Genomic DNA, 24152 nt, shown 5'->3' on the forward strand with positions numbered 1-24152 from the left:
CTGAACCAAGGCTCCACGAAAGGCCCTTGCGCACCATGAAGACCCTCACCCACTGGATCGACGGCAAGCCCGTCGAAGGCACCTCCGGCCGGTTCGGCCCCGTCTACAACCCGGCGACCGGCGCCCAGGAGAAGCAGGTCGCCTTCGCGTCGGTCGAGGAGGTCGACGCAGCGGTCGCCTCCGCCAAGGCCGCCTTCGCGAGCTGGGGCGAGTCCTCCCTGGCCAAGCGCACGGCGATCCTGTTCAAGTACCGCGAGCTGCTGGACGCCCACCGCGACGAGATCGCCGCCCTGATCACCGCCGAGCACGGCAAGGTGCACTCCGACGCGCTCGGCGAGGTCGCGCGCGGCATGGAGATCGTGGAGCTGGCGTGCGGGATCTCCGTCCAGCTCAAGGGCGAGCTGTCCACCCAGGTCTCCAGCCGGGTCGACGTCGCCTCGATCCGCCAGCCGCTGGGCGTGGTTGCGGGCATCACGCCGTTCAACTTCCCGGCGATGGTGCCGATGTGGATGTTCCCGCTGGCGATCGCCTGCGGCAACACGTTCGTGCTGAAGCCGTCCGAGAAGGACCCCTCGGCCTCCCTGCGGCTGGCCGAGCTGGCCACCGAGGCCGGTCTGCCGGAGGGCGTCCTGAACATCGTGCAGGGCGACAAGACGGCAGTGGACCGCATTCTGGAGCACCCGGACATCGAGGCGGTGTCCTTCGTCGGCTCGACCCCGATCGCCAAGTACATCCAGCTGAAGGCCGTGGAACACGGCAAGCGGGTGCAGGCCCTGGGCGGCGCCAAGAACCACATGCTGGTGCTGCCCGACGCCGATCTGGAACTCGCCGCGGACCAGGCGATCAACGCGGCGTACGGCTCGGCGGGCGAGCGCTGCATGGCCGTGTCGGTGGTCGTGGCCGTCGGTGACATCGGCGACGAGCTGGTCGGCAAGATCGCCGAGCGGGCGAAGGGCCTGAAGATCGGCCCCGGCGACGACCCGGCCTCGGAGATGGGCCCGCTGATCACCCGCGAGCACCGCGACAAGGTGGCGTCGTACGTGGCGTCGGCCGCGGAGCAGGGTGCCGAGGTCGTCGTGGACGGCACGGGCTTCTCGGTCGACGGCCACGAGAACGGCTTCTTCCTCGGCGTCTCCCTGCTGGACCGGGTGCCGCTGACGGCGGACGCGTACAAGGACGAGATCTTCGGCCCGGTGCTGGCGGTCGTCCGTGCGCAGACGTACGAGGAGGCCATCCGGCTGATCAACTCCTCGCGCTGGGGCAACGGCACCGCGATCTTCACCCGGGACGGCGGAGCGGCCCGCCGCTTCCAGCTGGAGGTCAAGGCGGGCATGGTCGGCGTCAACGTGCCGATCCCGGTCCCCGTCGGCTACCACTCCTTCGGCGGCTGGAAGGACTCCCTCTTCGGCGACCTGCACATCTACGGCAACGACGGCATCGCCTTCTACACGCAGGGCAAGGTCATCACCACCCGCTGGCCGGACCCCTCCGACGGCGGCATCAACCTCGGCTTCCCGAGCAACTCCTGACACCCGTAAGGCGGTTCATCCATGGCGAAGTCCGGTGACCGGGCCCGCACCACGGCCGCCCCGGCGCTCGGCGCGCTGGACTTCGCCCTGGACCGGAGCAGCCCCGTACCGCTCTATCACCAGCTCGCGCAGCAGCTGGAGGCGGCGATCGAGCGCGGGGTCCTCGCCCCGGGGAACCTCCTGGGCAACGAGGTGGACCTGTCGGTCCGCCTGGGTCTGTCCCGTCCCACCGTCCGCCAGGCCATCCAGTCCCTCGTCGACAAGGGGCTGCTGGTGCGGCGGCGCGGCGTCGGCACGCAGGTGGTGCACAGCCAGGTCAGGCGCCCACTGGAACTGAGCAGCCTCTACGACGACCTGGAGGCGGCCGGGCAGGGGCCGACCACGGAGGTCGTGCGCAACGAGGTCGTCCCGGCCGCCTGCGACGTGGCCGCCGCCCTCGGTGTGCCGGAGGGGGCCGAGGTGACGGTCCTGGACCGGCTGCGCCGCACCCACGGACGGCCGGTGGCGCTGCTGCGCAACCACCTTCCCGCGTCGCTGCTGACCCTCGACAGCGCCCGCCTGGAGTCGACCGGCCTGTACCGCGTGATGCGTTCGGCGGGCATCACCCTGCACAGCGCCCGCCAGACCGTCGGCGCCCGCGCGGCCACGGCGGACGAGGCGTCCCGCCTGGACGAGGAGGAGGGGGCGGCGCTGCTCACCATGCAGCGCACGGCGTACGACGACACCGGGCGCCCGGTCGAGTACGGAGCGCACGTCTACCGGGCCTCGCACTATTCGTTCGACTTCCAGTTGCTGGTGCGGCCGTGAACGGCGGCCCGCCCGCCCGACGGCTTCACGGGCGGCTCCGCTGCCGCAGCATCCGGCTGAACGGCGTGTCGGGCCGCTCCAGTCGCTCGCCGTCCAGCGTGATGTCGACGACCTCGTTGAAGAAGGCGACGCGCCCCCGGATCGCCGCCACGGCGGGCAGCGGCTCGGGATAGGTCCACACGAGGTTCGGCGGCACGTCGGCCTCCCCGCGCCAGGACCAGTAGGAGGCGGTGCCCTTGTAGGGGCATGCGGTGTGGTGGTCGGTGCCGTCGAACAGGTCGAGGCGGACGTCCTCGCGGGGGAGGTAGTACCGGGTGGGCAGGGACGTCTCGAAGAGCAGGACCGGGGCGTGGCTGTCCGCGACGACCTGCCCGTCGATCTCGACCCGCACGTGCCGGCTGCTCGGCAGCGCGTCGACGCGTTTGTGCGGGTCACGGGGGTGGACGAAGATCTCCTCGTCCTCCTCGTACCAGTGGTCGAGGCCGGTGTCCTTGCGCAGGAACCATTCGAAGGCGATGTGGCCGGCCAGGTCGTCGACGGGGAACGTCCAGGCCGCGTTCTCGCGCACCTCGCCGTCGGCGTCGAGGTCGTAGAAGACCCGGGAGCCGGTGTGGGCGCCGACGGGCGGGTTCGCGGCCGGGCGGAGCAGATCGGTGCGGACGTCCTCCTCGGGGAAGGCGTACTGCGGCACGGGCAGGCGGGGCTCCCAGACGAGCACCGGGTGCCGGCTGTCGACGACGGTGATGTCGCCCTTGCGGCCGCGCACCCAGCGCTCACTGGGCTCCCACATGAGGCCTTCCGGGGTGGTCCTGATCGAGCGGGCGGCGGGGTGGGCCGGGTGGGTGGTCATGGCCGGTGCTCCTTCCGGAGGTCCGGATGCCGTTCCCCTCCACGGTCCCACGGTGTCAGTGCACGGCGTCCAGCCGGGCGCGCTGCTCGGGGGTCAGCTCCAGGTCCACGGCGGCCAGGTTCTCCTCGAGCTGGGCGACCGAGGAGACCCCGGCGAGCGGCACGACGGGCAGGTCGCCGCCGATCTGCCAGGCCAGCACGACCTGGTTGACGGTCGCACCCGTCTCGCGGGCCACGTCCCGCAGCACCGCGAGCCGGGCCGGGGTGCCGGGGTGGTCGAACTCGGCGGGCATGCGGTCGGGGCGGGTGTACGCGCCCCCGAGCAGCGGCGAGTACGCGACCAGGGTCAGGCCGGGCTCGGCCCTGAGGTAGCCGAGCAGGTCGGGGCCGGCGTAGCCGAGGCTGCCGTCCGGGAACAGGCCGCCCGGGACGTCGGCGCGGGGGCGCAGGTGGGTGTGGGCGTACTGGAGGACCTCGTAGCCGGGGAGTCCGGCCGCGGCGGCGAGGGACCGGGCGCGCTCCACACGCCACACGGCGTGGTTGCTCACGCCGAGCAGTCCGACGGTGCCTTCGGCGACCAGGGCGCCGAAGGCCTCGACGGTCTCCCGCGGGTCGACGGTGTGGTCCTCGATGTGCGCGTACAGCAGGTCGACCTTGGCGACGCCGAGCTGCTCGCGGCTGCGTTCGGCGGACTCGCGGATCACCTTCGCGGAGAGGCCTTCGGGGTTGTCGACGTAGCCGGTGCCGGGGGCCAGGGGGCGGGCGCCGAGCTTGGTCGCTATGACGATCTCGCCGGCTATGCCGCGGCTGCGCCGCCAGCGGCCGAGGAGTTCCTCGCTCTGGCCGCCCTGACCGCCGTCCGTCCAGAAGGCGTAGTTGTCGGACGTGTCGATGAAATTCCCGCCGGCTTCGACGTAGCGGTCGAGTACGGCGAAGGACGTCGCCTCGTCCGTCACCGAGCCGAACAGCATCGCGCCGAGCGCGAGGACACTCACCTCGCGGCGGGTCGTGGGGTCCGTGCCGATCGTGCGGTATTTCACGGGTGTCGCTCCCTCCGGTGCTCCGGGTCTCGGGCACACAGGGGAGTCTTCAGCTTGGAGTGCTCTTGAAGGCAAGGGGCCACGCACCACTTGTGCGCACAACGAAAAGGTCCCGCAGGCATCGGCCTGCGGGACCCTTCGCACCGTCGGGACGACAGGATTTGAACCTGCGACCCCTTGACCCCCAGTCAAGTGCGCTACCAAGCTGCGCCACGTCCCGGTGCGCGCCACCCGCGGTGAGCCGCGTGATCGCGCGAACAGCACCTTACCCCACACCCCGGGCCGCGCCGAAAACGGGCCGGGCGGGACAATCGGTCCATGGGCAGCACAGGAGAGACCGGCTCGGGCCGGCCGGGCGACACGAGGGACCGCGACGGTGAGGGGCGGGCGCGCAACGCCCGGCCCCGGGACGGACTCGGGCGGCCGCTGCCGTACGGCGCGGACGGTGTGGCCCGGCAGCCCGAGGGCGTCGTCCGCACCCCCGAGGAGACCGTCGAGGAGGCGCAGCGGCTGCTGGACGAGGGAAAGCCGTTCCACGCGCACGAGGTCTTCGAGGACGCGTGGAAGTCCGGGCCCGGCCAGGAGCGCGAGCTGTGGCGCGGGCTCGCCCAGCTCGCCGTCGGGCTCACGCACGCCGCCCGGGGGAACCTGACCGGCGGGGCCCGGCTCCTGCGCCGCGGGGCGGGAGCGGCCGAGGCCTGGGCGTCCGAGGCCGGACAGGCCCTGCCGCACGGGATCGACGTCGCCGGCGTGGCCGCGTGGGCACGGGAGCTGGCCGGGGAGGTCGAGCGGGACGGCCGGGCGGTGGACGCGGGGGCGCGGGCGCCACGGCTGCGCGCTGGGGCGGCCGGGAGCCGGCCCGACCACGGGGAGAGCTGAACCCGGGCCCGTGATCGGGCCGTCGAACCCGTGCGGCAGACTCGGGGCGTGCGAAAGATTCATGTCATCGGTATCGGCGCGGGCGACCCCGACCAGCTCACCCTCCAGGCGGTCAGGGCGCTGCGGAGCACGGACGTGTTCTTCATCCTGGAGAAGGGCGAGGTGAAGGCGGATCTCACCGGGCTCCGCCGGGACATGCTCGACGCGCACGTGCCCGAGGGAACGTACCGCGTCGTCGAGGCGCGTGATCCGGAGCGGGACCGGAGCGCCGGCGGCGCCGCCTACTCCCCCGCCGTCGGGGACTGGCGCAGCGCCCGCGCCGACATCTACGAGCGGCTGATCACCCGGGAGCTCGGCGAGGAGCAGACCGGCGCGTTCCTGGTGTGGGGGGACCCGTCGCTGTACGACAGCACGCTGGGAATCCTGGAGGAGGTGCTGGAGCGGGGCGCCGTGGCGTTCGAGTACGACGTCGTGCCCGGCATCAGCAGCGTCTCGGCACTCGTCGCCCGGCACCGCACGGGCCTCAACCGCGTCGCCCGGCCGGTGCAGATCACCACCGGCCGCCGACTGGCGGAGGGCTTCCCGGAGGGCGTGGACGACGTGGTGGTCATGCTCGACGCCCACCAGACCTTCCGGCGGTACGCGCAGGAGGACGTCGACATCTACTGGGGCGCCTACATCGGCACGCCGGACGAGATCCTCGTCTCCGGCCCGATCGCCGAGGCGGCGCCCCGCATCGAGCGGTTGCGGGCCGAGGCCCGTGAGCGCAAGGGCTGGATTATGGACACGTACCTGCTGCGCCGGCATCCCCGCGACTGACGGGACAGGCGGGCCCGTCACCGGTCACTCGTGGAGACGATCCGGCCTGCGCACGCAGCCCACGCGGGTCCTGCCCGAGCCCCAACCGGGCCAGTACGCCCTCCACATCGGGTACGGCCGTCACGCCGTCCGGCAGCGGCGGCCGCCGTACGACCACGACCGGCAGCCCGAGGTCCCGGGCGGCCGTCAGTTTGGCCGCCGTGGCCGCTCCCCCGCTGTCCTTGGTCACCAGGACGTCGATGCGGTGCTCGCGCAGCAGGGCCGTCTCGCCGGGAACCGTGAAGGGGCCGCGTGCGAGCAGGACGTGGGTGTCGGGGGGCAGCGGCGGCTCGGGGGGGTCCACCGACCGCGCGACGAAGTGGAGGCGCGTCAGATGCGCGAAGGAGGCCAGCCCGAGGCGCCCGGTGGTGAGGAACACCCGGCGGCCGAGGCGCGGGAGCAGGTCCGCGGCGGCGTCCAGGGTGGGGACCGGGTGCCAGTGGTCCCCGGGGCCGGGTCGCCATCCGGGGCGGCGGAGCACCACGGCGGTGACGCCGGTCTCGGTGGCGGCGCGGGCGGCGTTGGCGGTGATCGACTCGGCGAAGGGGTGCGTGGCGTCGACGAGCGCGTCCACGCCCTCCTCCCGCAGCCATCCGGCCAGTCCCCGGGCCCCGCCGAAGCCCCCCACGCGCACCTCCCCGTCGAGTGCGCCCGGCTGGGCGACGCGCCCCGCGAGGGAGGTCGTGACACGGACGCCGGGGCGGCTGGACAGCGCCGCGGCCAGGGCACGGGCCTCGGTCGTTCCGCCGAGGATCAGGACGTGGGGGGACACGACGTCGAGCGTACGAGGTCCGGTTCCTCGCGGGGCGACGTGGGTGCCGACCGGCGAGCAGGGCCCCCGGTCGTTATCGTCCTGGCATGAAGTCCGTGCGTGCGGTGCTCGTGGACATCGACGGGGTGCTCACCGTCTCGTGGCGGCCGTTGCCCGGGGCCGTCGAGGCGCTGCGGGAGATCCGGGAGGCCGGGCTCGGCGTCCTGCTGGTCACCAACACCACCTCCCGGACCCGGGCCTCGATCGCGGGGACGCTGGCGGAGGCGGGGTTCCCGGTGTCCGCCGGGGACATCCTCACGGCGCCCGCCGCGACCGCCGCGTACCTGTCCGAGCACTGTCCCGGTGCCCGGTGTGCGCTGCTGAACAGCGGCGACATCGCGGAGGACCTGGACGGTGTCACCGTCGTCGAGGCCGGCGACACCGGCAGCGTGCCGGATGTCGTGCTGGTCGGCGGTGCCGGCCCCGAGTTCGGCTACGCGGCGCTCGACCGGGCCTTCGGGCATCTGCAGCGCGGGGCGCGGCTGGTCGCGATGCACCGCAACCTGTACTGGCGTACCGCCGAGGGGCTGCGGCTGGACTCCGGGGCGTTCCTGGCCGGGCTGGAGCGGGCGGCGCGGGTGGAGGCCGAGATCACCGGCAAGCCGGCGCGGGCGTTCTTCGATGCGGCGCTCGCCCGGCTGGGCGTCGGGGCGGACGAGGCGGTGATGGTCGGCGACGACGTCGAGTCCGACGTGCTGGCGGCGCAGCGGGCCGGGGTCACCGGTGTGCTCGTGCGGACCGGGAAGTTCCAGGAGGAGACCCTGCGGGCCGCCGACGGCACGCCCGACCACGTGATCGACTCCTTCGCGGATGTTCCGGCGCTGCTGCGGGAGTCGGCGCGGCGGTAGCTCGCGGGAGTCAGCGCAGCAACAGCTGCAGACCGCCCACGATCGTCGCCGCGATGACGAGCTGCTCGAACAGCCGCTGGTTGATGCGGTGCACGGCCCACTTGCCGAACAGCGCCCCGGGCACGACGAACGCCACGAGCGCCAGGTCGAGCAGGAGCGAGCGGCCGTCGATCAGGCCGAGGCCGGCGCTGAAGGGCAGCTTGGAGACGTTGACGATCAGGAAGAAGAAGGCCGAGGTGCCGAGGAAGCCGAGTTTGCGGAAGCCCGCGGAGAGCAGGTACATCGACATCACCGGCCCGCCCGCGTTGGCCACCATGGTGGTGAAGCCGCCCAGGACACCGTAGGAGCGGGCCTTGAGCCGGCCCGTCCGGGTGGTGACCGACTCCGGTCGTTCCTCCCTGTCGGCGGTGCGTCGGCGCCATACCGTCACCGCCGCCATCAGCAGCAGGATCGCGCCGATCGAGGTCCGTACGATCGCGTCGTCGGCCCACAGGAGGAACACCGTGCCGACGACCACGCCGGCGGCCACCGCGGGGAACAGCCGCCACAGCGTGGGCCAGTGGGCGTGCCGCCGGTAGGTGGCGACGGCCAGGAGATCGCCGGCGATCAGGAGGGGCAGCAGCACGCCGGTGGAGGCGCGGGCGGGCAGCACGGCCGCGAAGACGGCGAGGCTGACCGTGTTGGCCCCGCTCACGGCGGTCTTCGAGAAACCGACGAGCAGGGCCGCGAAGGCGAGGGCGGCGAACTCCCAGCCGGTGATGTGCCAGAGCGTCATGGTGTTCATGCGAACACTGATGCTATGTGCAACGAACAGGTGCTCGTAAGCGCTGTCTCGCCTGGTGGGCGCCGCCGGGAGTGTCAGGGCCGCTCGACGAGAACCGCGCTGCCCTGGCCCACCCCGACACACATCGTGGCCAGGCCCCGCCCCGCTCCCGTGCGCCGCATCCGGTGCAGCAGCGTCGTCAGGATGCGTGCTCCGGAGCAGCCCAGCGGGTGGCCCAGCGCGATCGCTCCGCCGCTCGGGTTGACCAGCTCCGGGTCGATGCCGAGCTGGTCGACGCAGGCCAGGGCCTGAGCGGCGAAGGCCTCGTTGAACTCGGCCTCCTCGAGGTCGCCGACGCTCCAGCCGGCGCGGGCGAGCACCTTGCGGGTGGCGGGGACGGGGCCGATGCCCATGACGTCGGGGTGGACACCGGCGGAGGCTCCGGCGACGTAGCGGCCGAGGGACTGAAGCCCCAGGTCGTTCAGGGCGTCCTCGCTGACGAGGAGGAGGCCGGCGGCGCCGTCGTTCATCGGCGAGGCGTTGCCCGCGGTGACCGTGCCGCCGTCACGGAAGACCGGCTTGAGCCGGGACAGCTTCTCGGCCGAGGTGTCCTCGCGGACGCACTCGTCGGTGTCGACGACCACCCCGTCGGGGCGCTCCACGGGGAGGAGTTCGTCGTCGAAGTGGCCGTTCTTGCGGGCCAGGGCGGCACGCTGGTGGCTGCGCAGGGCGAAGTCGTCCTGGCGCTCGCGCGCGATGCCGTACCGCGTGGCGACCTCCTCGGCCGTCTCGCCCATGGCCAGCAGGCCGTGCAGCTCGCGCATGGCGGGGTTGACCAGGCGCCAGCCGAGGCGGGTGTCGGCGGTTTCCATGCGGTGCGGCAGGGCCTCGTCGGGGCGGGGCAGGACGAAGGGGGCGCGGCTCATCGACTCGGAGCCGCCCGCGATCACGACGTCGGCCTCGCCGGCGGCGATGGTCCTGGCGGCCGTGGTCACGGCCTCCAGGCCCGACGCGCAGAGCCGGTTGACGGTGGCGCCGGGCACGGAGTCGGGGAGACCGGCGAGCAGCGCGGCCATGCGGGCGACGTTGCGGTTGTCCTCGCCCGCCTGGTTGGCGGCGCCCCAGTAGACGTCGTCGATCCGTGCCGGGTCCAGCGCGGGCACGCCGGTGACCAGGGCGCGGACCACGGTCGCGGCGAGGTCGTCGGGACGGACGGAGGAGAGGGATCCCCTGAGCTTGCCGATGGGGGTGCGGCGGGCGGCCGCGAAGTGGACGGGACGCACGAAAGGCTCCTCACGCCGCGCATCAACACGCATTAATTAGCACTGCTAGTTTCGGACTATAGCCCGTCGGTCCGCCGCCTGTGAAGATGATGCGCCTTCCGCTGCTCCCCGCAGCCGTACCGCAGGCCGGACGATGCTCACGCGTCGCGTTTGCACCGTTGTGCCGGGGGCACCCGCGCGTTCATGGAGTGGTTGCGGAGCGCCGCCTGCGTGGGCGAGGACCCCGAGCTGTTCTTTCCCGTCGGCACCGCCGGCCCCGCCCTGCGCGACGTGAGCGCCGCCAAGCGGGTCTGCGCGCGCTGCCCCGTGAGCGACCAGTGCCTGCACTTCGCGCTGAGCAGCGGCCAGGCCGCGGGCGTGTGGGGCGGCACCGGTGAGGAGGAGCGCGACGCACTGCTCCGGACGACCAGGAACGACGCGAGAAGGAGAAGCGCCCTATGACGACTGTGAGGAGCACCCTGCCCGACGACGCCCGAAAGGTCGCCTGCGAGGCACTCCAGGACACCTTGGTGGATCTGCTCGGGCTCTCGCTGGTCGGGAAGCAGGCGCACTGGAACGTCGTCGGACCGCGGTTCCGGTCCATCCACCTCCAGCTCGACGAGGTGGTCACATCGGCCAGGGACTTCGCCGACACGGTCGCCGAGCGGTCGGCGGCGCTGGGCGTCCCGCCGGACGGCCGGCCGGAGACCGTCGCCAAGACCTTCACGCTGCCCGCCCCGCAGGAGGGCTGGGTGCGCGACTCGGACGCCGTGCAGGTGATGGTGGACGCACTGCAGGACGCGGTCGCCCGGCTGCGTGAGCGCATCGACGCGACCGAGAAGGCGGACCCGGTCACGCAGGACCTGCTGATCGGCGTCACCGCGGAGCTGGAGAAGCAGCGGTGGATGTTCGACGCCGAGAACTTCCCCCGCTGACGCGCGGGCGGACCGGCACGGAGCACCCACGTACGGAAAGGGGCAGGCGATGACCGACGCCCTCGAACTCGACGCGCTGTGGGAGGACTTCCACCGCGTGGTGAACATGACCTCGCAGGAACTCGCGGCGTGGCTGCGGGTCCGCGACGCCGACGAGGACACCGAGCCGCTGCCGGACCGGGCGGGCCCGGCCACCGGGCAGCACGTCCTGGCCATCCTCCAGAAGCGGCGCACCGACCTGACCGAGGACGACCTGCGCGTGATGCGGAAGGTCGTGGACAAGGTCACCGACGAGGTGGACCTCGAGAACGAGCCCGTGCCCGAGGTGACGGCCGAGGACACCCGTCGCCGGCACCGGCTGATGACCGTCGGGCACGACCCGCTGAAGGGGTAGTCCGTGGACCGCCCGGAGCGCGTCGTGCGGGAACTCGTCGGCGCGCACGGCCGGACGTACGCCGAGGAGGCGGGCATCGGGCTGAAGGACACGCCCCAGCCGCTGTACCGGCTGCTGGTGCTGTCCCATCTGCTCAGTGCCCGCATCCGCGGTTCGATCGCGCTGGCCACCGCCCGTGCGCTGCACGAGGCGGGGCTGCGCGATCCGCGGCGTATGGCGCGGGCCTCCTAGCAGGAACGGGTCGACGCGCTGGGCCGGGGCGGTTACCGGCGCTACGACGAACGGACGTCCACCCAGCTCGGTCACGCCGCCGAGCTGCTGACCGAGCGGTGGGGCGGCGACCTGCGGCGGCTGCGCCGGGAGGCGGACGGCAAAGTCCCCGAACTGCGCCGGCTCCTCCAGGAGTTCCCCGGAATCGGGCCCGCCGGCGCCGACATCTTTCTGCGCGAGGCACAGGGCGTCTGGCCGGAGGCGGCCCCCTACCTGGACGCCAAGGCCCTCCAGGGTGCCGAGCGGCTGAACCTGCCCGGGGATCCGGAGCGCCTCACCGCACTGGCCGGCGACACCGACCCGGCCGTCCTCGCCGCCGCGCTGGTACGGGCGGCGGTGGACAAGGAGGTGGCGCAGGACGCCCTGCGCCGCGCCGGCTGACGGGACCCTCGCGACCGGCTCACCCCAGCAACCAGCCCCCGTCCACCGTCAGTTCGACGGCGTTGACCGACCGGTTGCGCAGCAGGAAGTCCACCGCGTCCACCACGTCCGCCATCGCGGCGAGCCGCCCCGTGGGAGTCTCCGTGCGCAGGGCGGCGAGCACCTTCTCGGGTTTGGCCTGCCAGTACGGGCTGTCGCCCACGACACCGGGATGCACGGCGTTGACCCTGACGGGGGCGAGCTCGACGGCCAGGGAGTTCATCAGGCCCCGCACGCCCGCGTTGACCGTCGCCACCGTGGTCGCGCCCGGGTAGGGGCGTTCCTTGGCCTGGCCGCCGAAGAGCACGATGGCGCTGTCGTCGTGCAGACGGCCGCGCAGCGAGTGCACGACCTCCGTGTACCCGACGAGTTTGAGGGTGACCAGGCGCAGGGCGGCGTCGATGTCGTAGTCGGTCACCTTGTTGTCGTCCCGGGAGACGCCCGCGATCACCAGATGGTCGACGCGCCCCATACCGGCCAGGGCCGCCGCGATCTCCAGCGGCCGTGCCAGGTCGAGGGCGAGCCCCCGGGCGCCGGCCTCCTTGGCGATCGCTTCGGCCCGCTGGGTGTCGCGGCCGGTGAGAACCACGTCGTCTCCGTTTCCGGCGCGCGACCGGGCGAACTCCAGCCCGATCCCGGACGTGCCGCCGACGACGAGCACACTGCTCATGACTTCTCCTCCAGTGCCGCGCGCAGGTAGTCCCAGTCCCGCGTGAATCGGTACGAGTGCCGTGACGGCGGTTGCGGCGCCTGTGTCTCCAGCCAGCGCAGCGGGTCGTGCCCGGCGTTGACGAACCCGTGCACGCATCCGGCGCCCGCCCAGGCCACGTCGCCGGGCCCCAGCCGGTACCGCTCCCCGTCGAGGGTGGCCTCCGCGACGCCCTCCAGGATCAGATACGTCTCCTCGAAGGGGTGGTCGTGGGTGCCGATGACCCCGTCGGACGCGTACTGCACCATGAACATGGTCGAGGCGACCGCGCCCAGCTCGCCGTCGATCATCATCTTCACCGTGATCCCGCTGTAGACCAGCAGCGCGGTCCGCATGCTGGCCGTGACGGCCAGCAGCTCCTGGGACTGCCTGCCGGGATCCATCTGGTCCGGCTCGAACCGGCCGAAGCCGCGGGTGCGCGGGTCGCGTACGTCCACCCGGACCGGCTCGCGCGCGGGCAGGTCCGGCACGGCCTGGGTGTCGTGCCCGTAGCGGGCGCGCGGCACCGGGGCCAGCATGTCCGCCCAGTGGCCGCCGCTGTCGCCGGCTCCGCGCCAGGCGTGCGGGACGCCGGTCGGCAGCAGGCCGTAGTCGCCTTTCTCCAGCCGGTACGAACCCTCGGGCAGGTCGAGGACCACGGCCCCGTCGAGGAGGTGGAAGCTCTCCTCGTACGCGTGCACATGGGCGGGCACCCGGCCGCCCGGGAGCAGTTCGCACAGCCCGAAGCCGGTGTGGACGCTGCCGTCGTCCTCGCCGACCAGCGCCCGGCGCCGGTACCCGTGGCCGTCGAACGGCGGCTCGGGCAGGTCGGCGGCGTGGCGCACCAGGTGACTGGTCATGCCGGAGCCTTCGCCCCCTTGGCCTCCTTCGCCGCGAGGAGCCGGTCGCGGGACTCGTCGACGAGCCGCAGGGCGCGGGCGGTGTCGCCGAGGAGCCGGCCGTCGCGCTTGTGGATCACGCCGTCGACGAGGACGGTGTCCACGTTGGAGACGTCGGCGCACAGGGTCACCGCGGCCACCGCGTCGTGCACCGGGGCGACGTTGGGAGCGGTGGCGTCGATCGCGACCACGTCGGCGCACTTGCCGGGCGTCAGGGAACCGGTGCGGTCCTCCAGACCGGCGACGTGGGCGCCGTTCACGGTGGCGATCTCCAGCATCTGACGTGCTGACAGAATGGTGTCGGGCACGGGCATGTTGGCCTGCCAGCAGTCGGCGTTGACGCGGGCGCGTTCGGCCGCGAAGGCCGCGCGGATCTGGGTGAACATGTCGCCGGGCACGGTGGTGACGACGTCGATGCTGAGCGCGGGCCGCAGGCCGTACTCGACGGCCTGCATCACGGGTGGCCAGCCGTGCCCCATCTGCAGCTCCACCTGCGGCGCGACCGAGATCATGCCACCGCTGTCGGCGACCATCTGCCACTCCTCCCCGCTGAGGTGGCAGCTGTGGACGTAGGTGGTGTCCGGACCGAGCAGCCCCAGGCGGTGGAGCTGCTTCACCATGCCGAAGCGGCCGGCGAGGCGCCCCATGGCCACGTGCACGGTGATCGGCAGGCCCAGCTCGCGCGCCATGGCCCACTCGGCGGTGACGACCTCGTCGAGGCAGAAGCCGGGGCCGCGGGTGGCCAGGCCCATGGTCAGCAGGCCGCCGTCGGAGGCGAAGTGCGTCGACCGGATCCGCCGTACGTCGTCCGCGGGGATCGGGATCCTGCTCTCGAACCAGTAATCCGCGAGGGAGGTGTTGGCACTGCCGTACGCGTACTGCGCCCGGATACCGGATTCCCTCAGGCCCTGGACCGCCGCGTCCGGGTGCTCGGGGGTGTTGTTGATGTGCGACCAGTCGACGAGGGTGGTGATCCCGGCGTTGAGGCACTCCAGCGCGCCCGCGAGATTGCCGGCGTACACGTCCTGCGGGGTGTACAGGGGGGCGAAGGTGTCGAGGATGTCGACGAAGTAGTCGTCGAGGGTGGCGTCGGGGGCGACGCCCCGGATGGGGGCCTCCCAGGTGTGGCGGTGGGTGTCGACGAAGCCGGGGATCACGATGTGGCCGCTCATGTCGAGGACTTCGGCGTCGGCGCTGATCTCGGGTTGGACGGCCGCGATCCTGCCGTCCTCGACGAGGACGTCCCCCTGGGGCAGGTCCCCGATGCCCGGGTCCATCGAGATCACGTGACCGGAGCGCAGCAGTGTCCTGGTGGTCATCGCGCTTCCTCCCATGGGGTGTTCGGTGCGGGTGGGCGGCTCAGTACGCGGCGAGCCGGCGCACCTCCGTGACGATCTTGTCGACGGTGGGGATGACCTGCTCCTCCAGTGCGTCCGCGAACGGCAGCGGGACGCACTCCCCCGCCACCCGCCGCACCGGCGCGTCCAGCAGGCCGAATCCCTCGTCGGCGACGACCGAGACGACGGTGGCGCCCCAGCCGCCCTGGTAGGGGTTCTCCTCGACGGTGACGAGCCGTGAGGTCTTGCGCAGCGACGTGAGGAGGGTCGCGGCGTCGAGCGGGACGAGGCAGCGCAGGTCCACCACTTCGGCCTCGATGTCCTCCCCTGCCAGGACGTCGGCGGCCTTCAGGGCCAGGGGGACCATGGAGGCGAGCGCGACGAGCGTGATGTCGCCGCCCTCGCGGACGACCGCGGCCCGGCCCAGCTCGACGACGTGCCCGGGCGGCGGCGGTGGGCCCTTGGTCGCCAGCAGCCCCTTGTGTTCGAAGAAGACCACCGGGTCGTCGCTGCGGATCGCCGCCGCCAGCATGCCGACGACGTCGGCGGGTGTCACCGGTGCCGCGACCTTGAGCCCGGGGACGGTCAGGGCCCAGTTCTCGGTCGCCTGGGAGTGCTGCGCGCCGAAGCCGAGTCCGCCGCCGTTGGCGGTGCGCACGACGAGGGGCACGGTCACCTGGCCGCCGGTCATGTAGCGCACCTTGGGGATCTCGTTGGCGAGGTAGTCCCAGCAGCAGGCCAGGAAGTCGGAGAACATGATCTCCGCGACGGGCCGCATCCCGGTCATGGCGGCGCCCATCGCCGCCCCGACGATCGCCTGTTCGGAGATGGGCGTGTCCCAGACGCGCTCAGGTCCGAACTCCTCCAGCAGCCCCGTGGTCGTCTTGAACACGCCTCCCGCGGCGCCGATGTCCTCCCCGAGGCACACCACCGACGCGTCCCGCCGCATCTCGCGGGCGATGCCCTCGGCGACCGCGTCCCGGTAGGTGATCACGTCCGCCATGCGGCACCTCCGTCCGCCCACACGTCCGTCAGCGCCTCACGCGGATCGGGCGGCGGGGCGGCCTTGGCGGCCTCCACGGCCCGCTCCACCACGGCCCGGGCCCGCCCGTCGGCCCCGGCGACCGTCTCCGCACTCACCCCGAGCTCGGCCAGGCGCCCCCGTGCGAGGTCCAGCGGGTCGTGCTTCAGCCAGCGTTCGACCTCTTCGGCCGGACGGTAGGCCGCCGGATCGGCGCGGCTGTGCCCGAAGTGGCGGTAGGTCTCGGCCTCCAGCACGGCGGGCCCGTCCCCAGCCCGGGCGCGCCGTGCGAGCCGCCCCACCGCCTCCTCGACCGCCACGACGTCGTTGCCGTCGATGACCTCGCCCGGGATGCCGTGGGCGGGGGCCCGGTCGGCCGCGGGGCGGGGCACGGCCGTGACGTCGGCGATCGGCGTGTACTCCATGTAGAGGTTGTTCTCGCACACGAACAGCACCGGCAGCTTCCACACGGCGGCGAGGTTGAGCGACTCGTGGAAGGCGCCGATGTTGGTCGCGCCGTCGCCGAAGAAGGCGACCGCGAGCTGGTCGGTGCCGCGCAGCCGGGCGGACCAGGCGGCGCCCACGGCCATCGGAAGATGGGCGCCGACGATGGCGTACGAGCCGAGCATGCCGGTGGCCGCCTTGGTCAGGTGCATGGAGCCGCCCTTGGCGCGGCAGAGCCCGGTCGCCCGGCTCATCAGCTCGGCGAGGCACTCCTCGGGGGTGGCGCCCCGGGCGAGGGCGTGGTGGTGGCCCCGGTAGGTGGCGAACACGTAGTCGTCCGGGCGCAGGGCGGCGCTCGCGCCCACGGCGATCGCCTCCTGCCCGGCGGCGAGGTGTGTGGTGCCCTTCACCAGCCCCTGCAGGAACAGGTCGTGGGCGGCCTTCTCCGTCCGGCGGACGACGTTCATCCGCTCGTACCGGTCGAGGAGCGCGGTGGCGTCCATCAGCGGTCTCCGTGGCTCGTCCGCCGACGCTGAGCGGTGTGCGCGTGTGAGCGCTCCCCGGTGTCCGCGGGTGGGGGATGCCCGGTGTCCGCGTGTGCGCGGTGCCCGGCGTCGGCGCGCGAGCCGTGCCCGGTGTCCGCGTGTGCGCGCTCCCCGGTGTCCTGGGGCGAGCCGTGCCCGGTGTCCGCCCGTGAACCCTCCCGGGTGACCGCCGGTGAGCGCTCCCCGGTGTCCGCCCGCACGCGGTGCCCCGTGTTGAGGTGGGACTGCGCCTCGCGCCGGGTGTTCAGTTCCCCGCCCGCCGTCCAGTACTTGCGGCCGGCCACCAGCAGTTCCTCCGCGGGGAACTTGGTGATGACCTCGCAACCCTCGGCGGTGACGACCAGCTCCTCCTCGATCCGGGCGGCGGACCAGCCGTCGGCGGCCGGCCAGTACGTCTCCAGGGCGAACACCATGCCCTCTTGCAGGACTTCGGGGTGGTCGAGGGAGACCAGACGGCTGAAGATCGGCTTCTCCCAGATCGACAGGCCGACGCCGTGGCCGTACTGCAGGGCGAAGGCGGCGGTCTCGTCGGCGAAGCCGAACTCCTCGGCGCGCGGCCAGACCCGCACGATGTCGGCGGTGGTGGCGCCCGGCCGGACCAGGGCGATCGCCTCGTCCATGTACGCCCGGCAGCGTACGTACGCGTCCCGCTGCGCCCGCGATGCGCTGCCCACGGCGAACGTGCGGTAGTAGCAGGTGCGGTAGCCGAGGTGGCTGTGCAGGATGTCGAAGAAGGCGGGGTCGCCGGGGCGGACCAGGCGGTCGCTGTAGACGTGCGGATGCGGTGAACAGCGCTCGCCCGAGATCGCGTTGACCCCTTCGACGTACTCGCTGCCGAGGTCGTACAGCACCTTGCTGACCACGCCGACACACTCGTTCTCGCGCACCCCCGGGCGCAGGTACCCGTACAGCTCCTCGTAGGCCGCGTCGACCATGGCGCAGGCCTGGGTGAGCAGGGCGATCTCGTCGCCGGTCTTGATGCGGCGGGCCTCCAGGAACACCTGCTGCCCGTCGACGACGTCGATGCCCTCGGCGCGCAGCGCGGCGAGGACCGGCATCTCGGCGACGTCGACGCCGAGGGGTTCACCCGCGAGCCCGTGCCCGCGCAGCTCCGCGGCGATCTTGGCCGCCACGTCCTCGGCGATCCCGGCGTCCGGGTGGAAGGCGCCGCGCAGGGTGGAGATGCCGGCCCGGGCACCGGTGGGCGGCCCGCCCCCGCCGTCGCTGTGGTCGAGCCACGGGTTGTACAGCTGGTGGTGGCGGGCCGCGGAGCCGAAGTCCCAGACGACCGGTTCGCCGTCGCGGACCAGCAGGGCGAAGCGGATCAGCTTGTCCATCGCCCAGGTGCCGATGTGCGTCGCCGTCATGTAGCGGATGTTGGCGAAGTCGAAGCTGAGCACCGCGCCGAGCTCCGAGTGGTTCAGGGATTCGTGCAGCCGGGCCAGCCGCTGTCGGCGCAGCCGGTCCAGGTCGATGCGCTCTTCCCAGTCGACGGCGTTGGGGCCGTATGTGCGGATCGCCATGGCGACCACCCCCACTTCGGAGTGAACGCCCGTGCGCGATGGGTGTCAAGCGTCACTGAACATCGCCGGACACGAACCAGACGCCCACCGCCGGTACCTCACCATCGTTGCGGTAACGGTGGGGGGTCGTCGACTCGAAGCAGACGGAATCGCCCGGCCGCAGGGTGTACTCCGCGAAGGCGAGGGTGAGGATCAGCTCGCCGGAGGTCAGATAGCCGTACTCGGTGCCGGGGTGCCGCATCAGCGCTCCCGAGCCGGAGGAGGAGCCACCGGGCCGGTACGTCACCAGCAGGAAGTCCGTCTCCGCGCCCGGCACCCTCCCGAGCCGCTCCCACACCACCCCCGAGTCCAGCTCCAGCCTCTCGCGCCCTCCCGCGGCGACCAGCGGCCCGATCCGCCGCCCGGGCCCGGCGGCGAACGCGGCGAGGGCGAGCGGCACGGCCGGCGGCGCGGTGACGGGAGCCGCAGTGGCGGGAGACGCGGTGGCAGACGTGGCAGAGGACGCGGCGACGCGAGACGCGGTGGGCGGCACGGACCCGACGCCCTCCCCGGCCCCCTCCCGGAGACTCCGGCGGATCATCGTCTGCGCACTCTCCCGGGCGTCGAAGAGCGACTCCACCGAGATCCCCAACGCCGTGGTGATCGCGTACAGCGTGCTGACGGACGGCTGGCTCTTGCCGGTCTCGATCTGCGAGACGAGACTCGCCGACACCCCGATCTCCCGGGCCAGCGCGCGCAGGCTCGTCCCGCGCTCCAGGCGCGCCTGCCGGATGCGCGCGCCGACGGGCGGCACGACGGCGGGGGGCACGGGCGGCTCCTCTGCTGGAGGACGTGCAGGTGTGCAGCTTCATTGAACAGCGCGCGCGGGCCCTGACACCAGAGCCCCGGCGCGCCCCGGTCCTCCGGAGGCGCTCACCCGAACGGTCCGACGCCGGTGGTGGGCCGCCGGTGGCGGTGGTGCGCTGAGGGCACGCGTCACGTTCTCAGGAGGCACTCCCGATGGCCCGTCGTCCGTCCAGGCTCGTCCGCGTCCTCTCCTCCTCGCTGGCGGCGGCCACGCTGCTCTCCACCGCCGCCTGCTCGGACGACGGCGGCGCCGACGGCTCGCGGGTCTCCGGCGTCACCGCGTCCCAGGTCGCCGGGATGCGGCAGACCCCCTCCCCCACCGCCACCCTCTCCACGGACGCCGCGCGCACCGCGCTGATCACCGAGGCTGACCTCGAGGACGACTGGACGCAGGTCAAGGACACGGAAGCGGAGAACTGGCACGACAGCCTCCTCATCGGCACGGTCGACGTGTCGGACTTCGTGTCGGGCAAGGCCCAGGCGTCCGACTGCCAGCGGCTCATGGACTCCCTGTTCGACGACGATCTGCTGGGCAGGCCGTCGGGCGCGTCCGAGCTGCGCGGCTTCGTGCAGGGCGACTCCCGCCTGCTGTACCAGGTCGCCTCCTACGACCGGACCGATCCGCAGGAGTCCCTGAACTGGATGGCGACCCTGCCGGAGAAGTGCGACCAGTTCACCGTGACCGACGGCAAGGACAAGCGCACCGTCCAGGTCATCGAGACCTCGGTGCCCAAGGTGGGCGAGGCCCGGCAGGGGCTGCGCGTGACGGTGCGGGGTTCGGCCGGCGGCGACGACGCCACCCTGACCCTGGACGTCGCCGCCGTACGGGTCGCCGACGACGCGATCACCGTGACGGCGGGCGGGCTCGACGGGGGCGAGGACGACTCCGTGAAGCAGGCGGTGCAGCAGGGCACCCAGCGGCTGGAGGACGTCCTGGCCGGGAAGTCGCCCGCCGCGAGCCCCACGTGAGGGCTGTCTCTCCCGGAGAGGTTGCTGCGCCCCGGTGCCGCGTGCGGGCAACGGGGCGTCGACGGAGCCAGGCGATCTTCAGCGGACGGCTCGCGGGTATCAGCGCGTGATTCCGTAGTTCCTCAGGATGCCTGCCGCCACCGCCACGAGCTCGCTGAGGCCGGGTGCGATGGGACCGTCGGCGCGAGTGGCCGAGCCCACCGGCTTCTGCTGGGTGGAGACGGGCGCGGCGTGGGCGGCCGGGGTGACCAGGGTGAGGGCGGCGGCGGTGAGCGCGGCGGCCGAAATGATCTTCTTCATGCATTGCGAACGAGCCCGGCGGGTGCAGGGCACGGGCGGTGCGCCCGATCGGCGCATCCGGGGGCGAGCGGACCGCCGCGGGCGACCTCGGCACGGCCCGCCCCGAAAGCACCGCCGAGCCGGTCCGGGAATCCGCCTGGTTCACGTGTGCACGCCCCCTGGACAGGTCTGCTTGCTGGTGCGGCCGCGCTCTGGCTTCTCATCGGACCGGTCAACCAGGTCGCGAAGCACATACCCGGTGTGACCTCCGGCTGAAGAGCCCCACGCCCCATGCCCCACGCCCCGCGCCCCCAGTCGGCCCCCGCTACGCCGTTCGGCACGCCGGGAAGCTCCTTTCCGGCGCGACCGCCGTTCCCGCTCCGCCGATTCCCGGGACAGCTGATCATCGGAGCGGCACAATGACGGCGATGACCGGCTTGGGTCGTGCGTGCGAGGAGAGGACGAGTCGTGAGTGATGTCCACACCCCTTCGGGAGGGTCGGCGAGACTGAACACCGGGGTGGCGCACAACGCGCGCGTGTGGAACTACTGGATCGGCGGCAAGGACAACTACGAGGTCGACCAGCAGGTCGGCGAACACGTCGCCGGCATGTTCCCGATCATCCGGGACATCGCCCGGGCGGACCGCGACTTCCTCGGCCGGGCGGTGTCGTTCCTCGCCGGCGAGCGGGGAGTGCGGCAGTTCCTCGACATCGGCACGGGACTGCCGACGGCGGACAACACCCACGAGATCGCCCAGCGGCTCGCGCCCGACTCGCGCATCGTCTACGTCGACAACGACCCGATCGTGCTGGTGCACGCCCGCACCCTGCTCACCGGCACCCACGACGGCGCGACCGCCTACATCGACGCCGACGTGCACGACCCGGACGCCATCGTCGAACGAGCCGCGCAGACCCTCGACTTCACGGAGCCCGTCGCCGTGATGATGCTGGGCATCCTCAATTTCGTCCTGGACGTCGACAAGGCCCGGGACATCGTGCGCCGGGTGATGGCCGCGGTGCCCTCCGGCAGCTTCCTGGTCCTCACCCACCCGACCTTCGACGAGGACCTGGGCGGCGCGGGCCAGATCCCCGCCATGCAATTCTGGAACGAGAACGCCACTCCACCGATCACGGCCCGCAGCGGCGCGGACATCGCCGCGTTCTTCGAGGGCCTTCAGCTCCTCGAACCGGGCATGGTGTCGTGCGGCCAGTGGCGCGCCGAGCCCGGATCTGCCGTTCTGGTACCGCAGTACGGCGCGGTGGCCGTGAAGCCCTGACGGCGCCGGCCTCGTCGCAGAAGTCCGGACAACCGCGGGAGGACGCATGACCACCCTGGCAGATCCGGTGCCCGGCGGCCGTCCCGGCGACGTCGAGCGGGCCACCGCGCTGAGCGGCGAGCTCGCCGGCCGGGGTGTGCACGGTGTGGTGCTGGCCTACGTCGACACCGCGGGCATCGCGCGGGTGAAGACCGTCCCCACGGCCCGGCTCCCCTCCGCGGCGGCCTGGGGCGTCGGCATGTCACCGGTGTTCGACACGTTCCTGGCCGACGACTCCGTCGTCGCCACCGACGTCCTGGGCTCCCCCGACGGCGATCTGCGCCTGTACCCGGATCTGGACCGGCTCGTCGTCCTGGCGGGGCAGCCCGGCTGGGCCTGGGCGCCGGTGGACCGGATCACCCAGGACGGCGACCGGCATCCCGGCTGCACCCGTACGCTCCTGCGCCGGATCGTCACCGAGGCGGCCGAGCGGCACGGCCTCACCTTCGAGGCGGCCATCGAGGTCGAGTGGACGGTCGGCCAAGGCGACGCCCCGGGCGACGGGTTCGTGCCCGCGACGACCGGACCTGCGTACGGGGCGACCCGGCAGGTCGAGCTCGGTGACTACACCGCCGAGCTGCTGGCGGCCTGCGCGGCCCAGGGCATCGAGGTCGAGCAGGTCCATCCCGAGTACGCGCCCGGCCAGTTCGAAATCTCGGTGGGGGCCCTCGATCCGGTGGCTGCGGCCGACCGCAGCGTGCTGGTCCGCCAGACCGTCCGCGCGGTGGCGGGGCGGCACGGCCTGCGGGTGTCCTTCGCCCCGGCCGTCGTGGGCCGGGGCGTCGGGAACGGCGGGCATGTCCACCTGTCCGCCTGGCGCGACGGGACCAACCTGCACTCCGGCGGCCCGGGACGGTACGGCATGACGGCAGAGGCCGAGTCGTTCACGGCCGGCATCCTCGCCCACCTGCCCGCCCTCACGGCCGTCACCGCGCCGAGCCCCGCCAGTTACCTCAGGCTCAGGCCCTCCCAGTGGGCGGGGGTGTTCACCGCCTGGGGGCGTGAGACCCGGGAGACCGCGCTCCGCGTCGTCACCGGGACCGCGGGCCTGCGCGACCGGGCCGCCAACCTGGAGATCAAACCCGTCGACCTGGCCGCCAACCCCTACCTCGCGATCGGCTCCCTGATCGTCGCCGGGCTGGACGGCCTGGCCTCGTCCGCCGCCCTCCCCGAGGAGACCACCGGCGACCCGGCTCACCTGGGCGAGGCCGAATCGGCGGGCAGGGGGGTGCGGCGGCTGCCGGAGTCGCTGGCGGGTGCCGTCGAGGAGTTCCGCGCGGACGTAGCCCTGCGCGCGGCCCTCGGCCCGGTCCTGGCCGACGCGGTGATCGCCGTGCGCCTCGGCGAGCTGGCGTCCGTCGCCGGACTCGACGACGACCGGGTGGCGGCGGCGTACCGCTGGAAGTACTGACATGGGGGCGGTCCGCGAGACGCTCGACTCCGTACGGCTGGTCGACCACCACTGCCACGGCACCGTCCCGGCCGACCTCGACCGGGACGCCTTCGAGTCCCTCCTCACGGAGGGCGAGGCCTGGCCGGGCGTCTCGCCCTTCGACAGCCCCGCGGGGGTGGCCGTGCGCCGGCACTGCGCTCCCCTGCTCGACCTGCCCCGGCACGCCGCCCCACGGGAGTACCTCGCCCGCCGCTCGGACCTCGGCTGGCGCGAGGTGCAGCGCCGCTTTCTGCGCGCGACCGGCACGGACGTCTTCTGCGTCGACACCGGCTACGCCCCCGCCCGCCTCACCAGCCCCCGGGACATCGCCGAGGCGGCGGGCGGGACGGCGTACGAGGTGGTACGGCTGGAGGGGGTAGCGGAGTCGGTGGGGACGGCCGGGGTCGAGGCCGACGCCTACGCGGACGCCTTCCGCGCAGCCGCGCTGGACGCCGTGCGGCGGCCCGGGGTGGTGGCCGTGAAGTCGGTGGCGGCCTACCGCACCGGATTCGACCTGGACCCGGCCCGCCCGTCGGACGCCGAGGTCACGGAGGCGGCCCGGTCCTGGCTCCGCAGCGGCGGGCGTCTCGACCACCCGGTCCTCGTACGGCACCTGCTGTGGACCTCCGTCGACCTCGGTCTGCCGCTCCAGCTGCACACCGGGTTCGGTGACAACGACATCCGGCTGCACCGCGTCGACCCCGCGCACCTCACGGACTGGCTGCACCTCACCGCCGGGACCATCCCCGTCCTGCTCCTGCACTGCTGGCCCTACCAGCGGCAGGCCGCCTACCTGGCGGCGGTCTTCGAGCAGGTGTACCTCGACGTCGGCCTCACCCTCCACCACGTCGGCCCCGCCCGGGCCGGTGCGGTCCTCGCGGAGGCCTTGGAGATCACGCCGTTCCGCAAACTCCTGTACAGCTCCGACGCCTACGGTGTGCCCGAGTTCCACCACCTCGGAGCGCTCGCGTTCCGGCAGGGGCTCGCGGAACTGCTGCAGGAGCGGGTGGACGCCGACGAGCTGGCCCTGCCCGACGCGCTGCGGATCGCCCGCTGGGCAGGGCGGGACAACGCCCTGCGGGTCTACCGGTTGCGGGACGGGCCGGCTCAGGACGATTAGACAGGCGTGGGGCCGGTCACAGTTCCCCTGAAGCGGCTACCCAGGAAGTCCGAACGGCTGAAAG

Annotated in this window: 24 protein-coding genes, 1 tRNA gene and 2 pseudogenes; 13 read left to right on the forward strand and 14 right to left on the reverse strand. The window is 72.9% G+C overall.

Going from position 1 to position 24152, the window contains the following annotated elements:
* Nucleotides 1-35 precede the first annotated feature (35 nt).
* Together AB0F04_RS01545 and AB0F04_RS01550 are read left to right on the forward strand one after the other, a co-directional pair.
* Nucleotides 36-1529 carry a CoA-acylating methylmalonate-semialdehyde dehydrogenase gene (locus AB0F04_RS01545; protein WP_362037306.1) on the forward strand — a complete coding sequence of 498 codons (1494 nt, stop codon included), beginning with the start codon at nucleotides 36-38 and terminating at the stop codon, nucleotides 1527-1529.
* Between the two features lie 21 nt (nucleotides 1530-1550).
* Nucleotides 1551-2336, forward strand: a complete 786-nt coding sequence (locus AB0F04_RS01550; protein WP_362036546.1) for a GntR family transcriptional regulator — start codon at nucleotides 1551-1553, stop codon at nucleotides 2334-2336.
* Between the two features lie 25 nt (nucleotides 2337-2361).
* Here AB0F04_RS01550 and AB0F04_RS01555 read toward each other — a convergent pair whose 3' ends face one another.
* From AB0F04_RS01555 to AB0F04_RS01565, 3 genes are all read right to left on the reverse strand, one after another.
* Nucleotides 2362-3186: a DUF427 domain-containing protein gene (locus AB0F04_RS01555; RefSeq protein WP_362036548.1), complete on the reverse strand. Its 825-nt coding sequence runs from the start codon at nucleotides 3184-3186 to the stop codon at nucleotides 2362-2364.
* A gap of 55 nt (nucleotides 3187-3241) precedes the next feature.
* The gene (locus tag AB0F04_RS01560; RefSeq protein WP_362036550.1) at nucleotides 3242-4225 is read right to left on the reverse strand and encodes an aldo/keto reductase; all 984 of its coding nucleotides are present in this window, start codon (nucleotides 4223-4225) and stop codon (nucleotides 3242-3244) included.
* A gap of 146 nt (nucleotides 4226-4371) precedes the next feature.
* A tRNA-Pro gene (locus tag AB0F04_RS01565) sits at nucleotides 4372-4445 on the reverse strand.
* A 98-nt stretch (nucleotides 4446-4543) separates the two neighbouring features.
* On the opposite strand from AB0F04_RS01565, the gene AB0F04_RS01570 reads away from it, so the two are divergent.
* Nucleotides 4544-5104 (forward strand): DUF309 domain-containing protein, encoded by a 561-nt coding sequence (locus AB0F04_RS01570; protein ID WP_362036552.1) that lies wholly within the window; start codon nucleotides 4544-4546, stop codon nucleotides 5102-5104.
* 48 nt (nucleotides 5105-5152) lie between these two features.
* Nucleotides 5153-5923 (forward strand): precorrin-6A synthase (deacetylating), encoded by a 771-nt coding sequence (gene cobF / locus AB0F04_RS01575; RefSeq protein ID WP_362036554.1) that lies wholly within the window; start codon nucleotides 5153-5155, stop codon nucleotides 5921-5923.
* Here the strand turns inward: cobF and AB0F04_RS01580 are convergent.
* Nucleotides 5883-6734 carry a cobalt-precorrin-6A reductase gene (locus AB0F04_RS01580; RefSeq protein ID WP_362036556.1) on the reverse strand — a complete coding sequence of 284 codons (852 nt, stop codon included), beginning with the start codon at nucleotides 6732-6734 and terminating at the stop codon, nucleotides 5883-5885. The genes cobF and AB0F04_RS01580 overlap by 41 nt on opposite strands.
* A gap of 86 nt (nucleotides 6735-6820) precedes the next feature.
* Between AB0F04_RS01580 and AB0F04_RS01585 the strand changes: the two genes are divergently transcribed.
* Nucleotides 6821-7621: an HAD-IIA family hydrolase gene (locus tag AB0F04_RS01585; protein ID WP_362036558.1), complete on the forward strand. Its 801-nt coding sequence runs from the start codon at nucleotides 6821-6823 to the stop codon at nucleotides 7619-7621.
* A gap of 10 nt (nucleotides 7622-7631) precedes the next feature.
* Here AB0F04_RS01585 and AB0F04_RS01590 read toward each other — a convergent pair whose 3' ends face one another.
* On the reverse strand, nucleotides 7632-8405 hold the full coding sequence (locus tag AB0F04_RS01590) for a sulfite exporter TauE/SafE family protein (protein WP_362036560.1): 774 nt from the start codon (nucleotides 8403-8405) through the stop codon (nucleotides 7632-7634).
* Between the two features lie 74 nt (nucleotides 8406-8479).
* Entirely contained in the window at nucleotides 8480-9667 is a 1188-nt protein-coding gene (locus AB0F04_RS01595; RefSeq protein WP_362036562.1) for a thiolase family protein, read from the reverse strand.
* 183 nt (nucleotides 9668-9850) lie between these two features.
* Between AB0F04_RS01595 and AB0F04_RS01600 the strand changes: the two genes are divergently transcribed.
* The 4 genes and pseudogenes from AB0F04_RS01600 to AB0F04_RS01615 all read left to right on the forward strand — a co-directional run bounded on the left by AB0F04_RS01600 (nucleotide 9851) and on the right by AB0F04_RS01615 (nucleotide 11626).
* Nucleotides 9851-10108, forward strand: a complete 258-nt coding sequence (locus AB0F04_RS01600) for a WhiB family transcriptional regulator (RefSeq protein ID WP_362036564.1) — start codon at nucleotides 9851-9853, stop codon at nucleotides 10106-10108.
* Entirely contained in the window at nucleotides 10105-10581 is a 477-nt protein-coding gene (locus AB0F04_RS01605; protein WP_362036566.1) for a DNA starvation/stationary phase protection protein, read from the forward strand. Before AB0F04_RS01600 ends, AB0F04_RS01605 begins: the two co-directional genes overlap by 4 nt.
* Nucleotides 10582-10630: 49 nt before the next feature.
* On the forward strand, nucleotides 10631-10975 hold the full coding sequence (locus AB0F04_RS01610) for a DUF3140 domain-containing protein (RefSeq protein ID WP_362036568.1): 345 nt from the start codon (nucleotides 10631-10633) through the stop codon (nucleotides 10973-10975).
* Between the two features lie 3 nt (nucleotides 10976-10978).
* Nucleotides 10979-11626: pseudogene (locus tag AB0F04_RS01615) on the forward strand (endonuclease).
* A 19-nt stretch (nucleotides 11627-11645) separates the two neighbouring features.
* Here AB0F04_RS01615 and AB0F04_RS01620 read toward each other — a convergent pair.
* From AB0F04_RS01620 to AB0F04_RS01650, 7 genes and pseudogenes are all read right to left on the reverse strand, one after another.
* Nucleotides 11646-12335 carry an SDR family oxidoreductase gene (locus AB0F04_RS01620; protein ID WP_362036570.1) on the reverse strand — a complete coding sequence of 230 codons (690 nt, stop codon included), beginning with the start codon at nucleotides 12333-12335 and terminating at the stop codon, nucleotides 11646-11648.
* Nucleotides 12332-13213: a cupin domain-containing protein gene (locus tag AB0F04_RS01625; protein WP_362036572.1), complete on the reverse strand. Its 882-nt coding sequence runs from the start codon at nucleotides 13211-13213 to the stop codon at nucleotides 12332-12334. The genes AB0F04_RS01620 and AB0F04_RS01625 overlap by 4 nt, the downstream gene beginning before the upstream one ends.
* Nucleotides 13210-14571, reverse strand: coding sequence for an amidohydrolase family protein (locus AB0F04_RS01630; protein ID WP_362036574.1), 1362 nt, complete (start codon nucleotides 14569-14571; stop codon nucleotides 13210-13212). The genes AB0F04_RS01625 and AB0F04_RS01630 overlap by 4 nt, the downstream gene beginning before the upstream one ends.
* A gap of 40 nt (nucleotides 14572-14611) precedes the next feature.
* On the reverse strand, nucleotides 14612-15592 hold the full coding sequence (locus tag AB0F04_RS01635) for an alpha-ketoacid dehydrogenase subunit beta (RefSeq protein ID WP_362036576.1): 981 nt from the start codon (nucleotides 15590-15592) through the stop codon (nucleotides 14612-14614).
* On the reverse strand, nucleotides 15580-16557 hold the full coding sequence (locus AB0F04_RS01640) for a thiamine pyrophosphate-dependent dehydrogenase E1 component subunit alpha (protein WP_362036578.1): 978 nt from the start codon (nucleotides 16555-16557) through the stop codon (nucleotides 15580-15582). The genes AB0F04_RS01635 and AB0F04_RS01640 overlap by 13 nt, the downstream gene beginning before the upstream one ends.
* A 251-nt stretch (nucleotides 16558-16808) precedes the next feature.
* Nucleotides 16809-18122 (reverse strand): annotated as a pseudogene (locus AB0F04_RS01645) (M24 family metallopeptidase); the annotation flags it as partial.
* Between the two features lie 52 nt (nucleotides 18123-18174).
* Entirely contained in the window at nucleotides 18175-18930 is a 756-nt protein-coding gene (locus AB0F04_RS01650; protein WP_362036580.1) for an XRE family transcriptional regulator, read from the reverse strand.
* Between the two features lie 191 nt (nucleotides 18931-19121).
* Here AB0F04_RS01650 and AB0F04_RS01655 point away from each other — a divergent pair, with 191 nt between their 5' ends.
* The gene (locus tag AB0F04_RS01655; protein ID WP_362036582.1) at nucleotides 19122-19937 is read left to right on the forward strand and encodes a hypothetical protein; all 816 of its coding nucleotides are present in this window, start codon (nucleotides 19122-19124) and stop codon (nucleotides 19935-19937) included.
* A gap of 99 nt (nucleotides 19938-20036) precedes the next feature.
* Here AB0F04_RS01655 and AB0F04_RS01660 read toward each other — a convergent pair whose 3' ends face one another.
* On the reverse strand, nucleotides 20037-20237 hold the full coding sequence (locus tag AB0F04_RS01660) for a hypothetical protein (RefSeq protein ID WP_362036584.1): 201 nt from the start codon (nucleotides 20235-20237) through the stop codon (nucleotides 20037-20039).
* A gap of 447 nt (nucleotides 20238-20684) precedes the next feature.
* Here AB0F04_RS01660 and AB0F04_RS01665 point away from each other — a divergent pair, with 447 nt between their 5' ends.
* Genes AB0F04_RS01665 through AB0F04_RS01675 form a run of 3 tightly spaced genes read left to right on the forward strand, consistent with a single transcriptional unit; the run spans nucleotide 20685 to nucleotide 24088 of the window.
* Nucleotides 20685-21497, forward strand: a complete 813-nt coding sequence (locus AB0F04_RS01665; RefSeq protein WP_362036586.1) for an SAM-dependent methyltransferase — start codon at nucleotides 20685-20687, stop codon at nucleotides 21495-21497.
* Nucleotides 21498-21543: 46 nt separating this feature from the next.
* Nucleotides 21544-22947, forward strand: a complete 1404-nt coding sequence (locus AB0F04_RS01670) for a glutamine synthetase family protein (protein WP_362036588.1) — start codon at nucleotides 21544-21546, stop codon at nucleotides 22945-22947.
* A 1-nt stretch (nucleotide 22948) separates the two neighbouring features.
* Nucleotides 22949-24088, forward strand: a complete 1140-nt coding sequence (locus AB0F04_RS01675; protein ID WP_362036590.1) for an amidohydrolase family protein — start codon at nucleotides 22949-22951, stop codon at nucleotides 24086-24088.
* Nucleotides 24089-24152: the final 64 nt, after the last annotated feature.

The organism is Streptomyces sp. NPDC029041 (genome assembly GCF_040637515.1).
Lineage (GTDB): Bacteria > Actinomycetota > Actinomycetes > Streptomycetales > Streptomycetaceae > Streptomyces.

Coding starts and splice junctions, on each gene's coding strand:
- AB0F04_RS01660 (WP_362036584.1), bottom strand. CDS start 20,237: ATGAAGAAGATCATTTCGGCCGCCGCGCTCACCGCCGCCGCCCTCACC.
- AB0F04_RS01590 (WP_362036560.1), bottom strand. CDS start 8,405: ATGAACACCATGACGCTCTGGCACATCACCGGCTGGGAGTTCGCCGCC.
- AB0F04_RS01670 (WP_362036588.1), top strand. CDS start 21,544: ATGACCACCCTGGCAGATCCGGTGCCCGGCGGCCGTCCCGGCGACGTC.
- AB0F04_RS01640 (WP_362036578.1), bottom strand. CDS start 16,557: ATGGACGCCACCGCGCTCCTCGACCGGTACGAGCGGATGAACGTCGTC.
- AB0F04_RS01625 (WP_362036572.1), bottom strand. CDS start 13,213: ATGACCAGTCACCTGGTGCGCCACGCCGCCGACCTGCCCGAGCCGCCG.
- AB0F04_RS01600 (WP_362036564.1), top strand. CDS start 9,851: ATGGAGTGGTTGCGGAGCGCCGCCTGCGTGGGCGAGGACCCCGAGCTG.
- AB0F04_RS01610 (WP_362036568.1), top strand. CDS start 10,631: ATGACCGACGCCCTCGAACTCGACGCGCTGTGGGAGGACTTCCACCGC.
- AB0F04_RS01655 (WP_362036582.1), top strand. CDS start 19,122: ATGGCCCGTCGTCCGTCCAGGCTCGTCCGCGTCCTCTCCTCCTCGCTG.
- AB0F04_RS01555 (WP_362036548.1), bottom strand. CDS start 3,186: ATGACCACCCACCCGGCCCACCCCGCCGCCCGCTCGATCAGGACCACC.
- AB0F04_RS01675 (WP_362036590.1), top strand. CDS start 22,949: ATGGGGGCGGTCCGCGAGACGCTCGACTCCGTACGGCTGGTCGACCAC.
- AB0F04_RS01545 (WP_362037306.1), top strand. CDS start 36: ATGAAGACCCTCACCCACTGGATCGACGGCAAGCCCGTCGAAGGCACC.
- AB0F04_RS01585 (WP_362036558.1), top strand. CDS start 6,821: ATGAAGTCCGTGCGTGCGGTGCTCGTGGACATCGACGGGGTGCTCACC.
- AB0F04_RS01570 (WP_362036552.1), top strand. CDS start 4,544: ATGGGCAGCACAGGAGAGACCGGCTCGGGCCGGCCGGGCGACACGAGG.
- AB0F04_RS01605 (WP_362036566.1), top strand. CDS start 10,105: ATGACGACTGTGAGGAGCACCCTGCCCGACGACGCCCGAAAGGTCGCC.
- AB0F04_RS01635 (WP_362036576.1), bottom strand. CDS start 15,592: ATGGCGGACGTGATCACCTACCGGGACGCGGTCGCCGAGGGCATCGCC.
- AB0F04_RS01620 (WP_362036570.1), bottom strand. CDS start 12,335: ATGAGCAGTGTGCTCGTCGTCGGCGGCACGTCCGGGATCGGGCTGGAG.
- AB0F04_RS01550 (WP_362036546.1), top strand. CDS start 1,551: ATGGCGAAGTCCGGTGACCGGGCCCGCACCACGGCCGCCCCGGCGCTC.
- AB0F04_RS01630 (WP_362036574.1), bottom strand. CDS start 14,571: ATGACCACCAGGACACTGCTGCGCTCCGGTCACGTGATCTCGATGGAC.